Below are 16,908 nucleotides of genomic sequence, written 5' to 3'. Positions count from 1 at the left end.
CATCCGTTCCTCCGCGGCCCGCCGGGTCGCCCGGTCACCCGGTCGTCCTGCGGCTCGTACCGGACGAGCTGCCGGGTCCCGCGCGGCGGGCCGCGCAGCGCCGCCAGGTCACCGCCGACCACCCGGCGGCCCCGGGCGGCACGAGGATGGTACCCAGCGCGGATGGCCGACCGGACCGGCGACCACCGGCGGCCCGCAGGCTCGTCGGTCGACTGGCGGAGCGACGCGTGGCGGGCCTCCTCGTAGGGCGTGGGGGTGGACCGGGCGGCGCGGCGGCGGTCGCTCCCCGCGCCCACGACGCGCGGGTGTCGCCGGACACCGGGTCTGACCGCTAACCGCCACGGACGTCGGCCCGGTGCCCGGGTACCGGGCCGGGCTGGTCGAGTCGGGCCGCCAGCTCGCGCACGGCCGCCGCGTACGCCTCGTCCGTGTGGTAGGGCCAGTGCTGCTGGATCGGCGGCGGGACGGTGTCTTCCGGGTCGACGACGATCGCCCGTGGGTCGCGCAGCCGCCGGTCGACGGTGCCCGCCGGCCCCGGCACCGCGGCCGGCTCGTCCGGCCGGTGGGTGGAGAAGAGCGGGCCACCGACCGGGTCGGTGTCCCGCCACAGGTTCACCCACCGCCAACCGATCCGGTCGCCCAGCTCGTACAGGACCGAATCACCGAGGAAGGCCGGGCAGAGCCGGGCGTAGATCCGGTGCAGCGGGCTGCCGTGCGTCAGCAGCGCCACCCTGGACAGCACCTCCGCCGGCAACTGGAGCAGGGTCGCGGCAGCCAGAACCGAGCCGTGGCTGTGCCCGGACATGATCACCCCACCCCCGCCGGTCAGCCCGGCGACCCGCTTGGCGAGTTCCGGCACCGCGCGCTCGGCGTAGCAGGGTGGCGCGAACGGGTGCACCGTACGCGGCCAGAAGGTGCCCAGGTCCCAGATCACCGCCACGGTACGGCGGGTGTCCTCCGACCGGTAGGAGAACAGTCCGAGCACCAGCACCCCGACCGCGACCAGCCCGATGACGTACATTCCGACATCCGTGACGACGGCCAGGACGCTGCTGGCCGAGCCGTTGGTGCCGGACAGGATGGTGCTCAACTTCGACGGTCCGATGCCGAAGAGGTCCAGGGCGACCGCGAGCACGCCGAGCAGCGACAGCACCAGGAACACCACGAAAACCGAGCCGAGTTTCTCGGCGACCGCGGCCCGGGCGACCACCTCCCGGACGGCGGCCAGCCGGGGCAACGCCTCGGGTGGCGGATCGGGGAAGTCCCGACGGACGACCTCCTCGGCCGCCCGCCGTCGGCGGTGTCGGGTCACCACGATCCGCCAGAGCGCGGTCACCGCGACCAGCAGGACCGCCACCAGGCCGGTCAGCGCCGCCCAGCGGTAGGAGACCGGCGGTTCCAACGGCGGCGCGCCGGCCACGTTGGGCCGGGCCGGGTTGGGGATCTCCGCCCGGTCGAGGAAGTCGGCGACCCGGTAGACCAGCGCGGCCGAGAACCCGTACGCGGCGGCCACCGCGGCGGCGGCGAGCACCGGGGAGGCGAGACCGCCCAGCCAGATGGCGGCCGGGTCGGCGCTACGTCTGCGCTGGTGCAGGGTGGTGGCGGTGAGCACGACCAGCAGCGCGGCCTGCATCGCGATCAGCCCGGCCACCATGCCCTCGTAGCCGGGCAGTTGCGCGCGGGGCGGTTGCGGTTCCAGCGGCACCACGGTGTAGGCGAGAGCCAGCACGGTGAGCGTGGTCGAGTACCTCCGTAGCGTCCGGATGCCCCGCAGGTCGACCGGTCCACGGCCCGGCCCGGCCTCCGACCGTCGGGCGGGCAGACAGAGCAGCAGGACGCAGGCGGCGAGCAGTCCGCAGGCGGACACGAGAAGCACGTACGCGACCGTGGTGGGACGGAGACGGATCTGCGCGCCGAGCAGTATCACGTCGAGCACACCGACGCCGACCGCGACGTGGATGGCGCGCAGCCGCTGCACCACGAGGACGTCGTTCCAGAAACCGGGGCGGTCGATCCGGTCCTCCCCGCCCCCGGTCCGTTCCTGTCCGCTGTCGGCCGGGAACGCCTCGAACGCCCGCGAGGAGCGGGCACCGAGCCACCAGAGCAGGCGCAGCGCGGCGATCGGCACGAGCGCGAGCAGCGCCAGCCGCGGCCCCAGCGGCAGGTGTGCCAGCCAGCTCAGATAGCCACGGCCGCGGATGCAGGGGTGATAGGGCACGCACTGCCAACCGACCAGGTCGACGCTCACGCCGACGATCGACAGCACGAACGCGGCGGTCAGGGTGGCGGCCAACAGGCGGCAGACCGGACCGATGATCCCACCGGTCCCGCCGGTCGGCGGCCGGGTCCACACGGCCAGGTTGACCAGCATGAACGGCAGCAGGAACAGCAGCGACAGGGTCCGCACCGCGCTACCCGCCGTCAACGCTCCCCAGCGGTACGCCTCGATCAGCAGCCCGCCCGGGCCGGTGCCGGGTCCGAACCCGGGGCGGGGCCGGTAGAAGCCGGCGTTGTCGTCGCCGGCCACCCGGATCACCACCGGGTGGTCGAGCAACGTCTCCGCGGACGTGCCGGACACCCCGTGTACCCGAAGTTCGACCACCTCGCGCGTCAACGCCCGCCTTCCGGCCACCACCGATCCCGGTTCACGGTAGTGAGCCGGGCGGCGGCCCGGTGGCCGATTCGCCGAAGAACCACCTCCCGGCGGCCGGCCGGGTGTCCCTACCGGCAGCCCACCGGCACCGGCAGGCCCGACGCCTGCGTCGGGCGCACCCGCCCGCGCCGGCTGGCCACCCGGACGGACGAGCGCTCCCCTCAGCTCGTCCCGGGTTCACCGGTCGGTCGACAGGCCGATCGCCGCGGCGGGGCACAGCTCGACGGCCGCCCGGACCGCGTCCCGGGTCGCGGCGGGCGGCTCGGGCCGCAGCACGACCGCCCGGCCGTCGGCGTCCTGGTCGAACACCTCGTCGGCTGTCAACACGCACATTCCCGAACCGATGCAGCGCCGGGCGTCCACGGTGACCCGCACGGCTCACCCGTCCCAGGTGACCGGGAGGGACTTCACCCCGTAGATGTCCGCGGTCTCCGGGCGCAGCGCGACCTGCTCCGGCGGTACCGCCAGCCGGAGCGTCGGGAACCGGGTGACCAGGGCGGGGAGCGCGACCCGCAGCTCGACGCGGGCCAACTGCTGGCCCAGGCACTGGTGGATGCCGTGCCCGAAGGCCAGGTGTCCGCCGTCCTGCCGGCGCAGGTCGAGGGTGTGGGGATCGGCGAAGCGGTCGGGGTCGCGGTTGGCGGTGTGGTACGACAGGATCACCGGTGAGCCGGCCCTGACGGTGTGGCCGCCCACCTCGACGTCCTCCAGCGCCGTCCGCAGGAACGTCTTGGCGACGGTGAGGTACCGCAGCAGTTCCTCCACGGCCCGGTCGGCGAGGGTGGGATTGGTGCGCAGCGCCGCCAACTGCTCCGGGTGGCGCAGCAACGCGAAGGTGCCCAGGGCGAGCATGTTCGCGGTGGTGTCGAGCCCTGCGGCCAGCAGGATGAGGGCGATCCCCCGGAGTTCCTCGTCGGTCAGATCGCTGTCGGTGAGGTCACTGAGCACGTCGTCGGTGGGGTTCGCGCGCTTGGCGGCCACCAGCTCCGCCAGATAGTCCTGGGTCGAGGTGTAGGCCGCGATCAGATCCTCGTCACTGGTCTCGCCGTTCATGAACGAGTCGACCTGTTCCTGGAAGGACCCTCGGTCCTGGTAGGGCACCCCGAGCAGTTCACAGATCATGATGGCCGGGACGGGTCTGGCGAACGCGGTCACCAGGTCCGTCGGCGGTCCGGCCTGCTCCATGGCGTCCAGGTGCTCGGCGGTGATCTGCTCGACGCGTTCGGTGAGCAGCCGCATCCGCCGTACGGTGAACTTCCCCATCAGCGGTTTCCGGTAGCGGCCGTGCCGGGGCTCGTCCATGAGGAGGAACTCGCCGGGTGGTGCCGGCGGGATCTCGATGTCTCCGTAGTCGATCGTCGGGTGGCGCATGAGTTCTCGGCGGGAACTGAACCGGGGGTCGGCCAGTACCGACCTGACCAGGTCGTATCCGGTGATCAACCAGCCGGGCACGCCGCCGGGGAAGGGGTAGCGGCTGATGGGGCCGTGCCGGCGGGCGTCGACCAGCTCCGCCGGCGGGTCGAAGGGGCAGCCGGGCCGGCGCGTCGTCGGCATCGTCGTCACCACGTGCGGGGGTTCACCCATGACCATTCCTCTTCCCAGGGCGTTTCGTGTTCATCGAACGCTACGGAGCTTCGGGAAAAGGTGTCAATCCGGGGAAAGGCATCTGCCCAGCTCAAGGCGCACTAATTGATGCAATGACACTGCCCGCGAATGCAACACGGCGTTGCAATGACTGAGAGCGAAGGCAATACTGACGGCATGCCAGGAGGACGGTTGACCCAGCAGGACCGGCTGCGCATCGCGGTCGGACTCAGCGGCGGGCTCTCCTACGCCGAGATCGCGCGGCGACTCGGCCGGCCCACCTCCACGATCAGCCGGGAGGTCGGCCGCAACGGCGGCCCCGGCCACTACCAGCCCCAGCGCGCACACCGGACGACCGCCCAGCGCGCCCGACGTGGCGCCCCGACCGCCCCGGCCGTGGCCGGTCCCCCGCCGGACACCGTGGGCGAGGAGATCATCGAGCTGGCGGTCCGGACCGGACTACCGAGGACCACCGCGCGCGTACACGTCGACCTGCTGCTGTCCGAGGACGGCAGACGCACCGCGGCCGAGTTGGCCCGCCGGTTGCGGGTCAGCCCGGCGTCGGTCTCCGTGGCCGTGAACTACCTGGTCCAGCACGGGTACGTACGCCGTGAACGCGAGCCGGGTCGACGACACGACGTCTACGTGCTCGACGACGGGGCCTGGTACCACTCCGTCGTGCTCGGCGCACGGCAGACCCTCGACGCGGCGCAGGCCGCGCTGGCGGCTGCCCGGGCGTGCGGACCCGACAGCCCGGTCGGGCAACGGCTGACCAGGGCCGGGGCGTTCCTGGAGCGGGTCAGCCTGGACGGGGTCGAGTCGGCCGAACGCTGGCGCGCCCTCCTGGCGTGAGGCGACGACCGCTACGTCTCCCTCAGCGGACGGTTTCAGTCCACCACCGCGACGGTGACCCGCTGTCCCTCGAGCCGGGCCAGTTCCGCCCGGGTCGCCTGATAGGTGCCGAGGTGGATCGTCTGGTCGGAGTAGCCGATCCCGGAGGCGTCGTAGTAGAAGCCGAGGTTGCCCCAGGGGACGAAGTAGATCAGGTCGCCGTCCTCGGGATCCGAACCCGGTGCACCCTCGTGCCGCAGTTCGCGCGGCAGACGGACGATCTTCTCCTTGCCCGCGAACTCCTCCACTTCGACGGTCAGCGGCAGCATGCCGAGGAAGTCCCGCACGGCGGGGTTGTCCGCACCGATCGTCACGTCGACCGACGCGGTCGACGTGGCGAACCGGACGACCGTACCGGTGGTCCGGTCTGCGCCACCGGCCGGTCCGCTGCGTGCCGCGTCGGACGGCGGCGACGAGGCGGACGCGCCGCCGCCACCGGGCGTCGTGCAGGCTGCCAGGGCCAGCACCGACAGCAGGGGTCCGACGACGGAGAACGGCTTGGTCACAGATGATCCTCCTTGCGTGCGGGTGCGCGCGGTCAGCGGGCGTCGGGCGCCGGCCAGGTGACGACGGGGTCGGTAGGCGTCAGGGGCGCAGCAGCACTTTGATCGCGCGACGCTCGTCCATGGCCCGGTACCCCTCGGCGGCCTCGCTGAGCGGCAGTTCCAGGTCGAAGACCCGACCCGGGTCGATCTCGCGGTCCCAGACGAGCCGGATCAGCTCGGGCAGGAACCGGCGCACCGGGGCCGGGCCGCCGTGCAGGTGCACGTGCGAGAAGAACAGCTCCTCCCCGGGCAGCTCCACACCGTGCGAGACGCCGACGAATCCGACGTGACCACCGGCGCGGGTGGCCCGGATGGCCTGCATCATCGACTCCTGGGTGCCGACCGCCTCGATCACCGAGTGGGCGCCGAGCCCGTCGGTGAGTTCCCTGATCCGGGCCACCCCCTCGTCGCCGCGCTCGGTGACGAGGTCGGTCGCGCCGAACTCCAGGGCGAGCTTCTGCCGCGACTCGTACCGGCTCATCGCGATGATCCGCGCCGCGCCGAGCTGCCGGGCCGCCAGCACACCGAGCAGGCCGACCGCCCCGTCGCCGACGACGGCGACGGTCCTGCCCGGCCCGACCTGCGCGGCCACCGCACCGAACCAGCCGGTGCCCAGCACGTCGGACGCGGCCAGCAACGACGGAACCAGGTCCGGCTCGGGCATGCCGGGCGTGGCGACCAGCGTGCCGTCCGCCAGCGGTACCCGCAGGTACTCCGCCTGGGCCCCGCCGGCGACGAACTCCCGGTGGACGCAGGAGGTCTGGTAACCGGCGCGGCAGATCTCGCAGGTGTTGTCGGAGGCGAAGAACGATCCGATGACGAAGTCGCCGACCTTGACGTTGCGCACCGCGTCGCCGACCTCCTCGACGACGCCGACGTACTCGTGGCCCATCGGGGTGGGGCGGGTGACCGGATCGGCCCCCCGCCACGGCCACAGGTCGGATCCGCAGACGCAGGTCGCGGAGAGTCGGATGACCGCGTCGGTGGGGTTGACGACGGTGGGGCGTTCGCGCTCCTCCACGCGGACGTCGCCCGCCGCGTACATGACAGCTCCCAGCACGATTCTCGTGTCTCCTCGTTCAGCGTCCGTCACCGGCACTCAGGCCGCTCGTCGCCGCCCAGCTAACTCCGGCTGGACCCGGTCAGGGAGTTCCTGCGGAAGGGTGTACCGACAGGGCACCCCTCGGGCCTGATCCGCCACGTACGGTCGGGGCATGGACAACCGCACCGAGGTCCGCGAGTTCCTCGTCTCGCGGCGCGCCAAGATCAGCCCGGCGCAGGCCGGCCTACCCGCCGGCGGCAACCGGCGGGTCCCCGGCCTGCGCCGCAGCGAGGTCGCCACCCTGGCCGGCGTGAGCATCGAGTACTACTCGAAACTCGAACGCGGCGCGCTTGCCGGGGTGTCCCCGTCGGTCCTGAACGCCGTGGCCCGTGCGCTGCAACTCGACGACGCCGAACGGGCCCACCTGTTCGACCTCGCCCAGGCCGCCGACGGCACCGCCGCCCTGATGCGTCCCCGCCGCCGCAGCACCAGGCAGTGGTCGGTACGCCCCAGCCTGCAGTGGGCCCTCGACGCCGTCACCGCCGGGCCCGCCTTCGTCCGCAACGGCCGGATGGACCTGCTCGCCGCGAACCGGCTCGCCCGCGCCTTCTACGCCGAGGTGTACGCCCAGCCGCAACGCCCCGCCAACATCGCCCGGTTCACCTTCCTCGACGACCACGCCCACCGCTTCTACCCGGAGTGGGACCTCGCCGCCGACATCTGCGTCGCCATCCTGCGCACCGAAGCCGGCCGCGACCCCCGCGACAAGGACCTCCACGACCTCGTCGGTGAACTCTCCACCCGCAGCGACGAGTTCCGCCGGCGCTGGGGCGCCCACAACGTCCGCCACCACGGCACCGGCGCCAAGAACTACCACCACCACATCGTCGGTGACCTCACCCTCGCCTACGAGGGACTGGAGATGGCCGCCGAGCCCGGCCTCACCCTCACCATCTACACCGCCGAACCCGGCTCCCCCTCCGAGGACGCGCTGCGCCTGCTCGCCTCCTGGGCCGCCTCCCACGAAGCGGACACCGAGCCCCGGAACGCGCTCGCCGAGGGAGGCACCAGCTGACCGCGCGGCCGGCCATCGCCTGCCGGCACACCCACCGCCGGGGCCGTCCGGTCGGCTCACGCCACGAACCCGCGTCACCGTGCCCGGTGCCTCCAGGAGTGCCGCGCGACTCCCGCAGCCCGGAAACTATCGGGGCTACGAACCCGAAAGCATCCATCCCGACGTCGGAGCTTTCCAGCGCAGCAGGCCAACGAACGCCCACCCTAGGGCGGTCCGGCCGCCGCGACGCCAACCGGCCGGACCGGGCCGCACCAGAGTGGACGGTACGCCCACCGTTGACGGGTTCGATGATCCTCACTACGCTCCGGTACCGAAAACCCGAGATCCGATCGGGAAAGTTTCCGAGCCGAGGAGCCCGGGAAGGCGGCGGGATGACACTGGACCAGACCCGCGACACCGTGGCGGGTACGGTCGACGAGGACGACTGGGCCGACGGCACGTTCCGCAACCCGGTCATCGCCGGTTTCCATCCGGACCCGAGCGTGTGCCGGGTCGGCGACGACTACTACCTGGCCTGCTCCAGTTTCGAATACTTCCCCGGCGTGCCGATCCTCCACAGTCGTGATCTGGTGCACTGGGCTCAGATCGGCAACGTGCTGGACCGGCCGAGCCAGCTGGTGCTGCCGACGACGACGGCATCGTCCGGGGGCGTGTACGCGCCGACGTTGCGGCACCACGACGGACGGTTCTGGCTGATCGTCACGAACTGCGCCGACGGCGGCGGGAACCTGCTGGTCACCGCCGAGGATCCGGCCGGCCCGTGGTCGGACCCGGTCCGGCTGCCCGACGTTCCGGGGATCGACCCGGACCTGGCCTGGGACGACGAGGGCCGCTGCTGGTGCACCTACGCCGGGATCGAGCAGGTCCGTCTCGACCCGTACACCGGGCGGACGCTGGGCCGGCCGCGCCGGCTGTGGTCCGGCCCACCGGGCGCGCAGGCCCCCGAGGCACCGCACCTGTACCGGATCGACGGCTACTGGTACCTGCTGATCGCCGAGGGCGGCACGGAACGCGGACACGCCGTCTCGGTCGCCCGCGCGACCGCGCCCGACGGACCGTACGAGCCGTGTCCCGACAATCCGGTCCTGACCCACCGGGGTACCAACCGTCCGATCCAGAACACCGGCCACGCCGACCTGGTCGAGGCGGTCGACGGAACATGGTGGATGGTGCTGCTCGGGGTACGCCCCGGTGGCGGCACCCCCGGCTGGCACGTGCTCGGCCGGGAGACCTTCCTGGCCCCGGTGACCTGGGTGGACGGCTGGCCGGTGGTCGGCGAGGTGGCCCCGGCGATGGCGGCACCGGCCTGGCCCGCCCAGCCGCTGCCGACCCCGCCGGCCCGGGACGACTTCGACGCCGACACGCTGCACCCGCAGTGGATCTCGGTCCGGTCCCGCCCGGTGGAGAGCTGGTCGCTGACCGACCGGCCGGGCTGGCTCACCCTGCGGGCCCGGGGCGCCTCGCTGGACGACCGGGACGTCACCTTCGTCGGCCGCCGCCAGCAGCACCCGTCCTGCCTGGTCCGCACCCTGGTCGACCCGGCGGACGGGCGCGGTGGACTGGCGGTACGCCTCGACGAGCAGCACCACCACGAGATCGAGGTGGGTGACGGCGAGGTCCGCGTCGTGGTCCGGATCGGTTCGGTACGGGCGACCGTGGCGACCCGGCCCGTCCCGGTCGGCCCGGTCCGGCTCCGCCTCGACGTGATCGCCCCCGCCCCCGGCGGCTGGCACCCCGGCAAGGAACCCGACGTCCTCCGGTTCGCCGTCGAACACCCCGACGGCACGGTCGACGTGCTCGCCGAACTGGACGGCCGGTACCTGTCCACCGAGGTCGCCGGCGGCTTCACCGGCCGGGTCGTCGGCATGTACGCCGCCACCGGCAGTGTCCGGTTCGACTGGTTCGACTACCGGCCGGTGGACCGGGACGACAGTGCAGAGGTCTCCGGTGGATGAGGCCAGCCGGCCGGTGACGATCTCGTTCATCGCCGAGTCCGCCGGGGTGTCGGTTCCCACCGTCTCCAAGGTCATCAACGGCCGGTCCGGCGTGGCCGCGGACACCCGGGCCCGGGTCGAGGCACTGATCCGGCGGTACGGCTACCGCAAGCCGGCCCCGGCTCAGCGCAGCAACCTGCTGGAACTCGTCTTCGACGAACTCCACGACATGTGGGGAGTCGAGATCATCCGTGGCGTGGAGCGGGTCGCCCGGGAGCACCAGCTCGGGGTCGTGCTGACCGAGTTCGGTCCGCAGCGCAACGCCATCCGGTACTGGATCGACGACACGCTCACCCGCCGCCCGGCCTGCGTGGTGACGGTCGCCCAGCTCGGCGCGGAACAGCGCGACCAACTCCGGGCCCGGGGTATCCCGTTCGTGGTCTTCGACCCGACCGTCGAGCTGCCCGACGACGTGCCGTTCGTCGGGGCCACCAACTGGACCGGCGGGCGGACCGCGGCCCGCCACCTCATCGGGCTGGGGCACCGCCGCATCGGCATGATCGCCGGCCCGGAACACGTGCTCTGCTGCCGGGCGCGGCAGGACGGCTACCGGTCCGCCCTGGAGGCCGCCGGCCTGCCGGTGGAGTCCGACCTCGTGGTGCGGGCCGACCTCACCCGGGAGGCCGGCCACACCGCCGCGCTGGACCTGCTGCGTCGTCCCCGACGCCCCACCGCGATCGTCGCCAGCAACGACCTCCAGGCGCTCGGGGTCTACCAGGCCGCCCGCGCCGTCGGGTTGACCGTTCCCAGGGAGCTGAGCGTGGTGGGCTTCGACGATCTGCCGGTGGCCGCCCTGGTCGACCCGCCGCTGACGACGATCCGGCAGCCACTCACCGAGATGGCCGAGACCGCCACCGAGCTGGCGCTGGCGTTGGGACGCGGGGACCGCACACCGCAGATCGGCCTGGAGCTGGCCACCACGCTCACCGTCCGCGGGAGCACCGCCCCGCCCGCCGACTGACCGCACGCGGCCGGGTGACGGCGACCGGGCAGCAGGCACGAGCGGCCGAGGGCGGCCCGCCGCGGCCCGGTCACCGACGTGTCAGAAGGCTGCCAGGACGGAACCCTTGTACTTGTCCTCGACGAACTTCTTCACCTCGGCCGAGTGCAGCAGCTCTTCCAGCTTCTGCACCCGAGGGTCGCTCTCACCACCGTCGCGGACCACGATGAGGTTGGCGTACGGGTTGTCCTCGCCCGACTCCAGGGCCAGCGCGTCGGTGGCGGGGGTGAACCCGGTTTCGATGGCGTAGTTGCCGTTGATGATCGATGCCGCCGTGTCCTCGAGGCTGCGGGGCAGCTGGGCCGCCTCCAGCTCGCGGAACTCCAGCTGCTTCGGGTTGTCCACGATGTCCCGCTGGGTGGCCTTGACCCCGGCCCCGTCCCGCAACGTGATCACACCGTTGCGGGCGAGCAGGTTGAGTGCCCGGCCCGAGTTCGACGGGTCGTTCGGGATCGCCACGACGCCCTTCGCCGGCAGGTCGGCGAGGTTGGTCACCTTCTTGGAGTACACACCGAGCGGCTCGATGTGCACCGGCTCGAGCGCGGTGAACTTGTAGCCTTTCGCGGCCTTCTCCTCGTCCAGGTACGGGATGTGCTGGAAGTAGTTCGCGTCGAGTTGCCCGTCCGCGAGAGCGCTGTTCGGCTGCACGTAGTCGGTGAACTCGACGATCTCCAGCTTCAGGCCGGCCTGCTCCGCAAGGTTGTCCCGGACGTACGCGAGGATCTCGCCGTGCGGTACGGGGCTGACCCCGACTTTCAGTGCGGCGTCGGCGGGGGTCGAGGTGCCGGTCTCGTCGGTGTCCGAGCCGCACGCGGCCAGGCCCAGGACGACGGTGGCGGCGATCAGCGCAGCGATGGTACGTCGCACGAGTCTGCCCTTCTCTTTCTCTGTCACCACGGGTGTGTCCACGTGGTCGTCATCGGTGGGACAGGCGCCGGGCGAGCCGGTCGCCGAGCATCTGGACGGCCTGGACGGCCACGATCAACAACACGACGGTGCCGATCATCACGTCGTCCTCGAACCGCTGGTAGCCGTAGCGCAGGGCGAGGTCACCGAGGCCACCGCCACCGATCACACCGGCCATCGCGGAGTAGCCGATGAGCGCGACGACGGTGATGGTCAGCCCCGCCACCAGGCCGGGGCGGGCCTCCCGGAGCAGGACCTTGCCGACGATCTGCCAGCGGGAGGCACCCATCGCGCGGGCCGCGTCCACCACGTCCCGGCCCACCTCACGGAAGGCGGCCTCCACGATCCGGGCGTAGAACGGGACAGCGCTGACGGTCAGCGGCACGATGGCGGCCGTGGTGCCGATCGTGGTGCCCACCACGGACCGGGTGAACGGGCTGATCGCCACCAGCAGGATGATGAACGGCAACGACCGCCCGATGTTGACGGCCAGCCCGAGCAGCAGGTTGAGCCGGGGCGCGGCCAGCAGCCCGCCGCGGTCGGTCACGATCAGCAGTACGCCGACCAGCAGCCCGCCGATTCCGGAGAGCAGGGTAGCGACGCCGACCATGTAGGCGGTCTCGACGAGTCCCTGCCAGAGCAGATCGGCCAGGTCCGGGGCGATCATCGGGCCTCCTCCACGCCGAACCCGGCCGCGCGCAGTTCCCGGAGGCCGTCCGCCAGCCCTGGTGCGGACCCGGGTAGCGCGATCCGCAGCCGGCCTGCTCGGGCAGCCTCGAGCTGCTCGACGGCACCGGCGACGATCCGCACGTCCAGGTCGTGCCGGCGGGTCAGGTCGGACAGGAAGGTCTCGTCGCCGACCGGCCCGGCGAGCGTGATGTCGTACAGCAGGTGGCCGGGTACGGTCGGTACCGGCCCCAGCGGAAAGATGTCCCGGGCGAGCTGGGAGCCGGGACGGCTGAGCAGTTGGTCGACCCGGCCGGACTCGACGAAGCGTCCCTCACGCATGATCGCCACCGCGTCGCAGAGCCGCTTGACCACTTCCATCTCGTGTGTGATCAGCAGGATCGTCAGGCCGAGTTGCTGGGTGAGTCCGCGCAGCAGGTTCAGGATGGCGCTCGTGGTGTCCGGGTCGAGGGCCGATGTCGCCTCGTCGGACAACAGCACCCGGGGACGGCTGGCCAGCGCCCGGGCGATACCCACCCGTTGCTTCTGGCCGCCGGAGAGTTGCGCCGGGTACGCCCCGGCGCGGTCGGTGAGTCCGACGAGGTCGAGCAGCTCCGCTACCCGCGCGGCCCGTTCCCGGCGCGGGACGCCCATGACCTCCAGGGCGAAGCTGACGTTGTCGGCCGCGGTACGGGAGGCGAGCAGGGCGAAGTGCTGGTGGACCATGCCGATGCCCTGCCGGGCACGTCGTAGGCGGTCCTCGCGGAGTGCGGTCAGCTCGACGTCGTCGACCGTCACCCGTCCCTCGTCCGGACGTTCCAGCATGTTGACGCAGCGCAGCAGGGTGCTCTTGCCCGCACCGCTACGGCCCACCACACCGAACACCTCACCTTCGGCGACGGTGAGGTCGACGCCGTCCACGGCGGTGACCGGGTGGCCCCGGCCGTAGAAGGTCTTCCGCAGGCCTTCGATGCGGATCACGGATCTGTGCCTCGGCATTCGTGTGGGGTACGGGCGGTGTGTTGGATGGGTCGCGCGATCTTCGGTGTCAGCCGTCGACCAGCAGTGGAGCGCACCGACCATAGCCGGCATTCTCTATTGGTTAAGTAGGCTATACGGTCGACGGATGCCACCCGACCCGGCAGCAGCCAAACGTGAGTGGGAACACAGGTGGGTGTCGGGCTGCCGGTCCCGCTCGGTCACGATCTCTCCGACGATGCCGGTCGTCGGCCGAGTGGTGGGCCGGCGGAGCCGACAGCACGATCGGCGGGCTCGCCGACCTCGGTTGCCGTTACCTGACCACCGAGGTCGGCGGCGGCCGCACCGGCCGGGCCGGCGGCGGGTAGGCCCGCAACCGGCATGGGCTCATCCGCCGCCGGCCGGGTCGAGGTCCGCGCGGACCTCGCCCTCCACCGGGGACAGGCTCATCAGGACACCCCGTTCGGTACGGCCACCACGTCACCGGCCGAGGTCAGTGGCCCGGTCTCGGGGTAGTGGCAGGCGGTGGACTGGTTGCCGCCGTCGCGGGGCACCAGGGCGGGGGTTTCGGTGGCGCACCGGTCGGTGGCCTTCCAGCAGCGGGTCCGGAACCGGCACCCCGACGGCGGGTCCAGGGGTGTCGGCACGTCCCCGGTCAACCGGATCCGCCCGCCCGTACCCACCCCGGTCACGTCCGGCACCGCCGACAACAACGCCCGCGTGTACGGATGCTGCGGACGCTGGTAGATGTCGGCCCGGTCACCGATCTCCACGATCCGTCCCAGGTACATCACCGCCACCCGCTGCGACACGTGCCGCACCACCGCCAGATCGTGCGCCACGAACACGAACGCCAACCCCAGATCCCGCTGCAACCGCCGCAACAGGTTGATCACCTGCGCCTGGATCGAGACGTCCAACGCCGACACCGGCTCGTCCGCCACGATCAACTTCGGCTCCAACGCCAGAGCCCGCGCGATCCCGATCCGCTGCCGCTGCCCACCGGAGAACTCGTGCGGATACCGGTTGTAGTGCTCCGGGTTCAACCCCACCAGCTCCAGCAACTCCCGCACCCGGTTACGCACCCCACCGGTCGGCCGGATCCCGTTGACCTCCAACGGCATCGCCACGATCCGTCCCACCGTGTGTCGGGGGTTCAGCGACGCGTACGGGTCCTGGAAGATGATCTGCAGGTCCTGCCGCAGCCGCCGCAGTTCCCCACCCCTCGCCCGGGTGATGTCCCGGCCGGCGAAGGTGACGGTGCCGGCGGTGGGGGTCAGCAACCGGACCAGCAACCGGCCGGTGGTGGACTTCCCACACCCGGATTCCCCGACCAGGCCCAGGGTCTCCCCCGCCGCGACCGTGAAGTCCACACCGTCGACCGCCCGCACCACACCCGAACGCCGGAACCCGTCCCGCACCGGGAAATGCTTCGTCAGACCACTGACCGTCAACAGCGGGTCGGAGTCGGTGCGGGCCGGGACGGGGGTGTTGTCGAGTTGGCTTTTCATCGGGTCACCTCCAGGTGGCTGATTTCCTCGGCCCGGATCCGGGCCCGCTCGGACGCCGGCAGGTGGCAGGCCACCCGGTGCGCCGACCCTCCACCCACCGGCGACAGTTCCGGCACCACCGTCCGGGACCGATCACCCGTACGGTCCGCCCACCGGCACCGCGGATGGAACGCACACCCCACCGGCAGATCGATCAAACTCGGCGGATTACCCGCGATCGGCGTCAACTCCGCGCCCGCGTCCCCCCGCAACGACGGCACACTCCCCAACAACCCCCACGTGTACGGATGCCCCGGTGAGCGCAGCACCTCAGTCACCGTGCCGTGCTCCACCACCCGGCCGCCGTACATCACCAACACCTCATCAGCCACCTGCGACACCACACCCAGGTCATGCGTGATCAACACGATCGCCGACCCGAACTCCGCCTGAAGATCCGCCAACAGATCCAGAATCTGCGCCTGCACCGTCACATCAAGAGCCGTGGTCGGCTCATCCGCGATCAGCAGATCCGGATCGTTGACCAGGGCCATCGCGATCATCACCCGCTGCCGCATCCCACCCGAGAACTCATGCGGGTACTGGTCGAACCGCCGCCCCGGCTGCGGGATACCGACCCGGCCGAGCATGTCCACCGCCCGCGCGTGGGCCTCCCGGCGCCCCGCCCCGGAGTGGTGCACCCGGTACGCCTCCGCGACCTGCCGCCCCACGGTGTAGTACGGATGCAACGCCGACAACGGGTCCTGGAACACCATCGCCATGTCCCGTCCGCGCAGCCGGCGGACCGTCTCCTCGGGCAGACCGACGATCTGCCGGCCACCGAGGGTGATCTCACCGCTGACCGTCGCCCGACGCGGATCGTGCAGACCCAACACCGCCAACGACGTCACACTCTTCCCCGAACCCGACTCCCCCACGATCCCCAACGTCCGACCCCGCTCCACCGCGAACGACACCCCGTCCACCGCCCGCACCACACCATCAGCGGTGTCGAACCGCACCCGCAGATCGCTCACCCGCAGGTAGGGGCCGCTGCTGTCCTTCGTCGTCGTCATCAGCGCACTCCGTCAGTTCAGTCGGACCCGGGGGTCGATCACGGCGTAGAGCAGGTCGACCACGATGTTGGCGACCACGATGAACACGGCCGCGAGCAGCACGGTGGCCATCACGACCGGCAGGTTGAGAAACTGCACCGCCTCGACGGTGGCTTTGCCGAGGCCCTGGAGACCGAAGATCGTCTCGGTGATGAAGGTGCCGCCGAGGGCGACGCCGATGTCCAGGCCGGCGATGGTCACGATGGGGGTGATCGCGGCCCGCAGGGCGTGTCGGGTGTAGACCTGCCGCCGGGGCAGACCCTTGGCGCGGGCGGTCCGGACGAAGTCCTCGGAGAGGGTCTCCAGCATCTGGGCCCGGGACAGCCGGGCGTACAGGGCGGAGTTGAGGAAGCCGAGGGTCATCCACGGCAGCAGCAGCCCGTGCGCCCATGCCAACGGGTTCTCGGTCAGCGGCGTGTAGCTGGGGAACGGCAGCAGGCCGGTGGCATACACCAGCAGGTAGAGCAGGATCAGCCCGAAGAAGTACACCTGCATGGACGCGCCGGTGAGGGTGACGCCGATGGCGATCCGGTCGAAGACCGTGCCCCGCCGCAACGCCGAGACCATGCCGAGGGTGACCCCGAGCAGGATCCAGACCACGGCGGCCCCGCCGACGATGCTGAAGGTGACCGGGGCCCGCTGGACGATGATCTCGGTGACCGGCTGGTTGTTCCGGAACGAGTAGCCCAGGCAGGGGGCCGGGCACTCACGGGCGAAGTCGCCGTGCCCGTACGTACGGCCGACGACGACACCCCGGACGAAGTCGCCGTACTGCTGCGGCAGCGGGTCCCGCAGGCCGAGCCGCTCCTCCACCTGGGCGATGTCGGCGGCGGTGCAGTTCTTGCCGCACATCACCTTGGCCGGGCTGCTGGGTACGGCGAAGAAGAGCCCGAACGTGACCAGGCTGATGACGGTGAGGGTGACGGCCGCTACCAGCAGCCGCCGGACGATGAAACGGAGCATGGGGCA

General features: G+C 71.6%; 15 protein-coding genes. 4 read left to right on the top strand and 11 right to left on the bottom strand.

What is annotated here, in order from left to right; translation table 11 throughout:
• Nucleotides 1-331 precede the first annotated feature (331 nt).
• From PVK37_RS19745 to PVK37_RS19735, 3 genes are all read right to left on the bottom strand, one after another.
• Complete coding sequence (locus PVK37_RS19745) at nucleotides 332-2,578, bottom strand: hypothetical protein (RefSeq protein WP_275029007.1); 2,247 nt, start codon at nucleotides 2,576-2,578, stop codon at nucleotides 332-334.
• Nucleotides 2,579-2,830: 252 nt separating this feature from the next.
• Complete coding sequence (locus PVK37_RS19740; protein ID WP_275035181.1) at nucleotides 2,831-3,016, bottom strand: ferredoxin; 186 nt, start codon at nucleotides 3,014-3,016, stop codon at nucleotides 2,831-2,833.
• Between the two features lie 15 nt (nucleotides 3,017-3,031).
• Entirely contained in the window at nucleotides 3,032-4,237 is a 1,206-nt protein-coding gene (locus PVK37_RS19735; protein ID WP_275029006.1) for a cytochrome P450, read from the bottom strand.
• Between the two features lie 177 nt (nucleotides 4,238-4,414).
• On the opposite strand from PVK37_RS19735, the gene PVK37_RS19730 reads away from it, so the two are divergent.
• Nucleotides 4,415-5,089 carry a GbsR/MarR family transcriptional regulator gene (locus PVK37_RS19730; RefSeq protein WP_275029004.1) on the top strand — a complete coding sequence of 225 codons (675 nt, stop codon included), beginning with the start codon at nucleotides 4,415-4,417 and terminating at the stop codon, nucleotides 5,087-5,089.
• A gap of 35 nt (nucleotides 5,090-5,124) precedes the next feature.
• Here the strand turns inward: PVK37_RS19730 and PVK37_RS19725 are convergent, their stop codons facing one another.
• Both PVK37_RS19725 and PVK37_RS19720 read right to left on the bottom strand, forming a co-directional pair.
• A complete protein-coding gene (locus PVK37_RS19725) occupies nucleotides 5,125-5,634 on the bottom strand; it encodes a cyclophilin-like fold protein (protein ID WP_275029003.1) in 510 nt (169 codons plus the stop codon).
• A gap of 79 nt (nucleotides 5,635-5,713) precedes the next feature.
• On the bottom strand, nucleotides 5,714-6,733 hold the full coding sequence (locus PVK37_RS19720) for a zinc-dependent alcohol dehydrogenase family protein (protein WP_275029002.1): 1,020 nt from the start codon (nucleotides 6,731-6,733) through the stop codon (nucleotides 5,714-5,716).
• Between the two features lie 154 nt (nucleotides 6,734-6,887).
• On the opposite strand from PVK37_RS19720, the gene PVK37_RS19715 reads away from it, so the two are divergent.
• From PVK37_RS19715 to PVK37_RS19705, 3 genes are all read left to right on the top strand, one after another.
• Nucleotides 6,888-7,790: a helix-turn-helix transcriptional regulator gene (locus tag PVK37_RS19715; RefSeq protein ID WP_275029000.1), complete on the top strand. Its 903-nt coding sequence runs from the start codon at nucleotides 6,888-6,890 to the stop codon at nucleotides 7,788-7,790.
• 371 nt (nucleotides 7,791-8,161) lie between these two features.
• Entirely contained in the window at nucleotides 8,162-9,745 is a 1,584-nt protein-coding gene (locus tag PVK37_RS19710) for a glycoside hydrolase family 43 protein (protein WP_275028998.1), read from the top strand.
• Entirely contained in the window at nucleotides 9,738-10,745 is a 1,008-nt protein-coding gene (locus tag PVK37_RS19705; protein WP_275028996.1) for a LacI family DNA-binding transcriptional regulator, read from the top strand. Before PVK37_RS19710 ends, PVK37_RS19705 begins: the two co-directional genes overlap by 8 nt.
• An 81-nt stretch (nucleotides 10,746-10,826) precedes the next feature.
• On the opposite strand, the gene PVK37_RS19700 is transcribed toward PVK37_RS19705, so the two are convergent.
• The 6 genes from PVK37_RS19700 to PVK37_RS19675 form a co-directional block, all read right to left on the bottom strand.
• Nucleotides 10,827-11,651, bottom strand: coding sequence for a MetQ/NlpA family ABC transporter substrate-binding protein (locus tag PVK37_RS19700; protein WP_275028994.1), 825 nt, complete (start codon nucleotides 11,649-11,651; stop codon nucleotides 10,827-10,829).
• Nucleotides 11,652-11,700: 49 nt separating this feature from the next.
• The gene (locus tag PVK37_RS19695; protein WP_275028992.1) at nucleotides 11,701-12,357 is read right to left on the bottom strand and encodes a methionine ABC transporter permease; all 657 of its coding nucleotides are present in this window, start codon (nucleotides 12,355-12,357) and stop codon (nucleotides 11,701-11,703) included.
• On the bottom strand, nucleotides 12,354-13,337 hold the full coding sequence (locus tag PVK37_RS19690; protein ID WP_275028991.1) for a methionine ABC transporter ATP-binding protein: 984 nt from the start codon (nucleotides 13,335-13,337) through the stop codon (nucleotides 12,354-12,356). The genes PVK37_RS19695 and PVK37_RS19690 overlap by 4 nt, the downstream gene beginning before the upstream one ends.
• Before the next feature lie 446 nt (nucleotides 13,338-13,783).
• Nucleotides 13,784-14,845: an ABC transporter ATP-binding protein gene (locus tag PVK37_RS19685; protein WP_275028990.1), complete on the bottom strand. Its 1,062-nt coding sequence runs from the start codon at nucleotides 14,843-14,845 to the stop codon at nucleotides 13,784-13,786.
• Entirely contained in the window at nucleotides 14,842-15,900 is a 1,059-nt protein-coding gene (locus PVK37_RS19680; protein ID WP_275028989.1) for an ABC transporter ATP-binding protein, read from the bottom strand. Before PVK37_RS19680 ends, PVK37_RS19685 begins: the two co-directional genes overlap by 4 nt.
• A 12-nt stretch (nucleotides 15,901-15,912) precedes the next feature.
• A complete protein-coding gene (locus tag PVK37_RS19675) occupies nucleotides 15,913-16,902 on the bottom strand; it encodes an ABC transporter permease (RefSeq protein ID WP_275028988.1) in 990 nt (329 codons plus the stop codon).
• Nucleotides 16,903-16,908: the final 6 nt, after the last annotated feature.

The sequence above is a fragment of the Micromonospora cathayae genome (assembly GCF_028993575.1).
Classification (GTDB): Bacteria; Actinomycetota; Actinomycetes; order Mycobacteriales; family Micromonosporaceae; genus Micromonospora; species Micromonospora cathayae.
The sequence above is the reverse complement of the archived record's forward strand: the minus strand, read 5'-3'. Positions and strand labels throughout refer to the sequence as shown.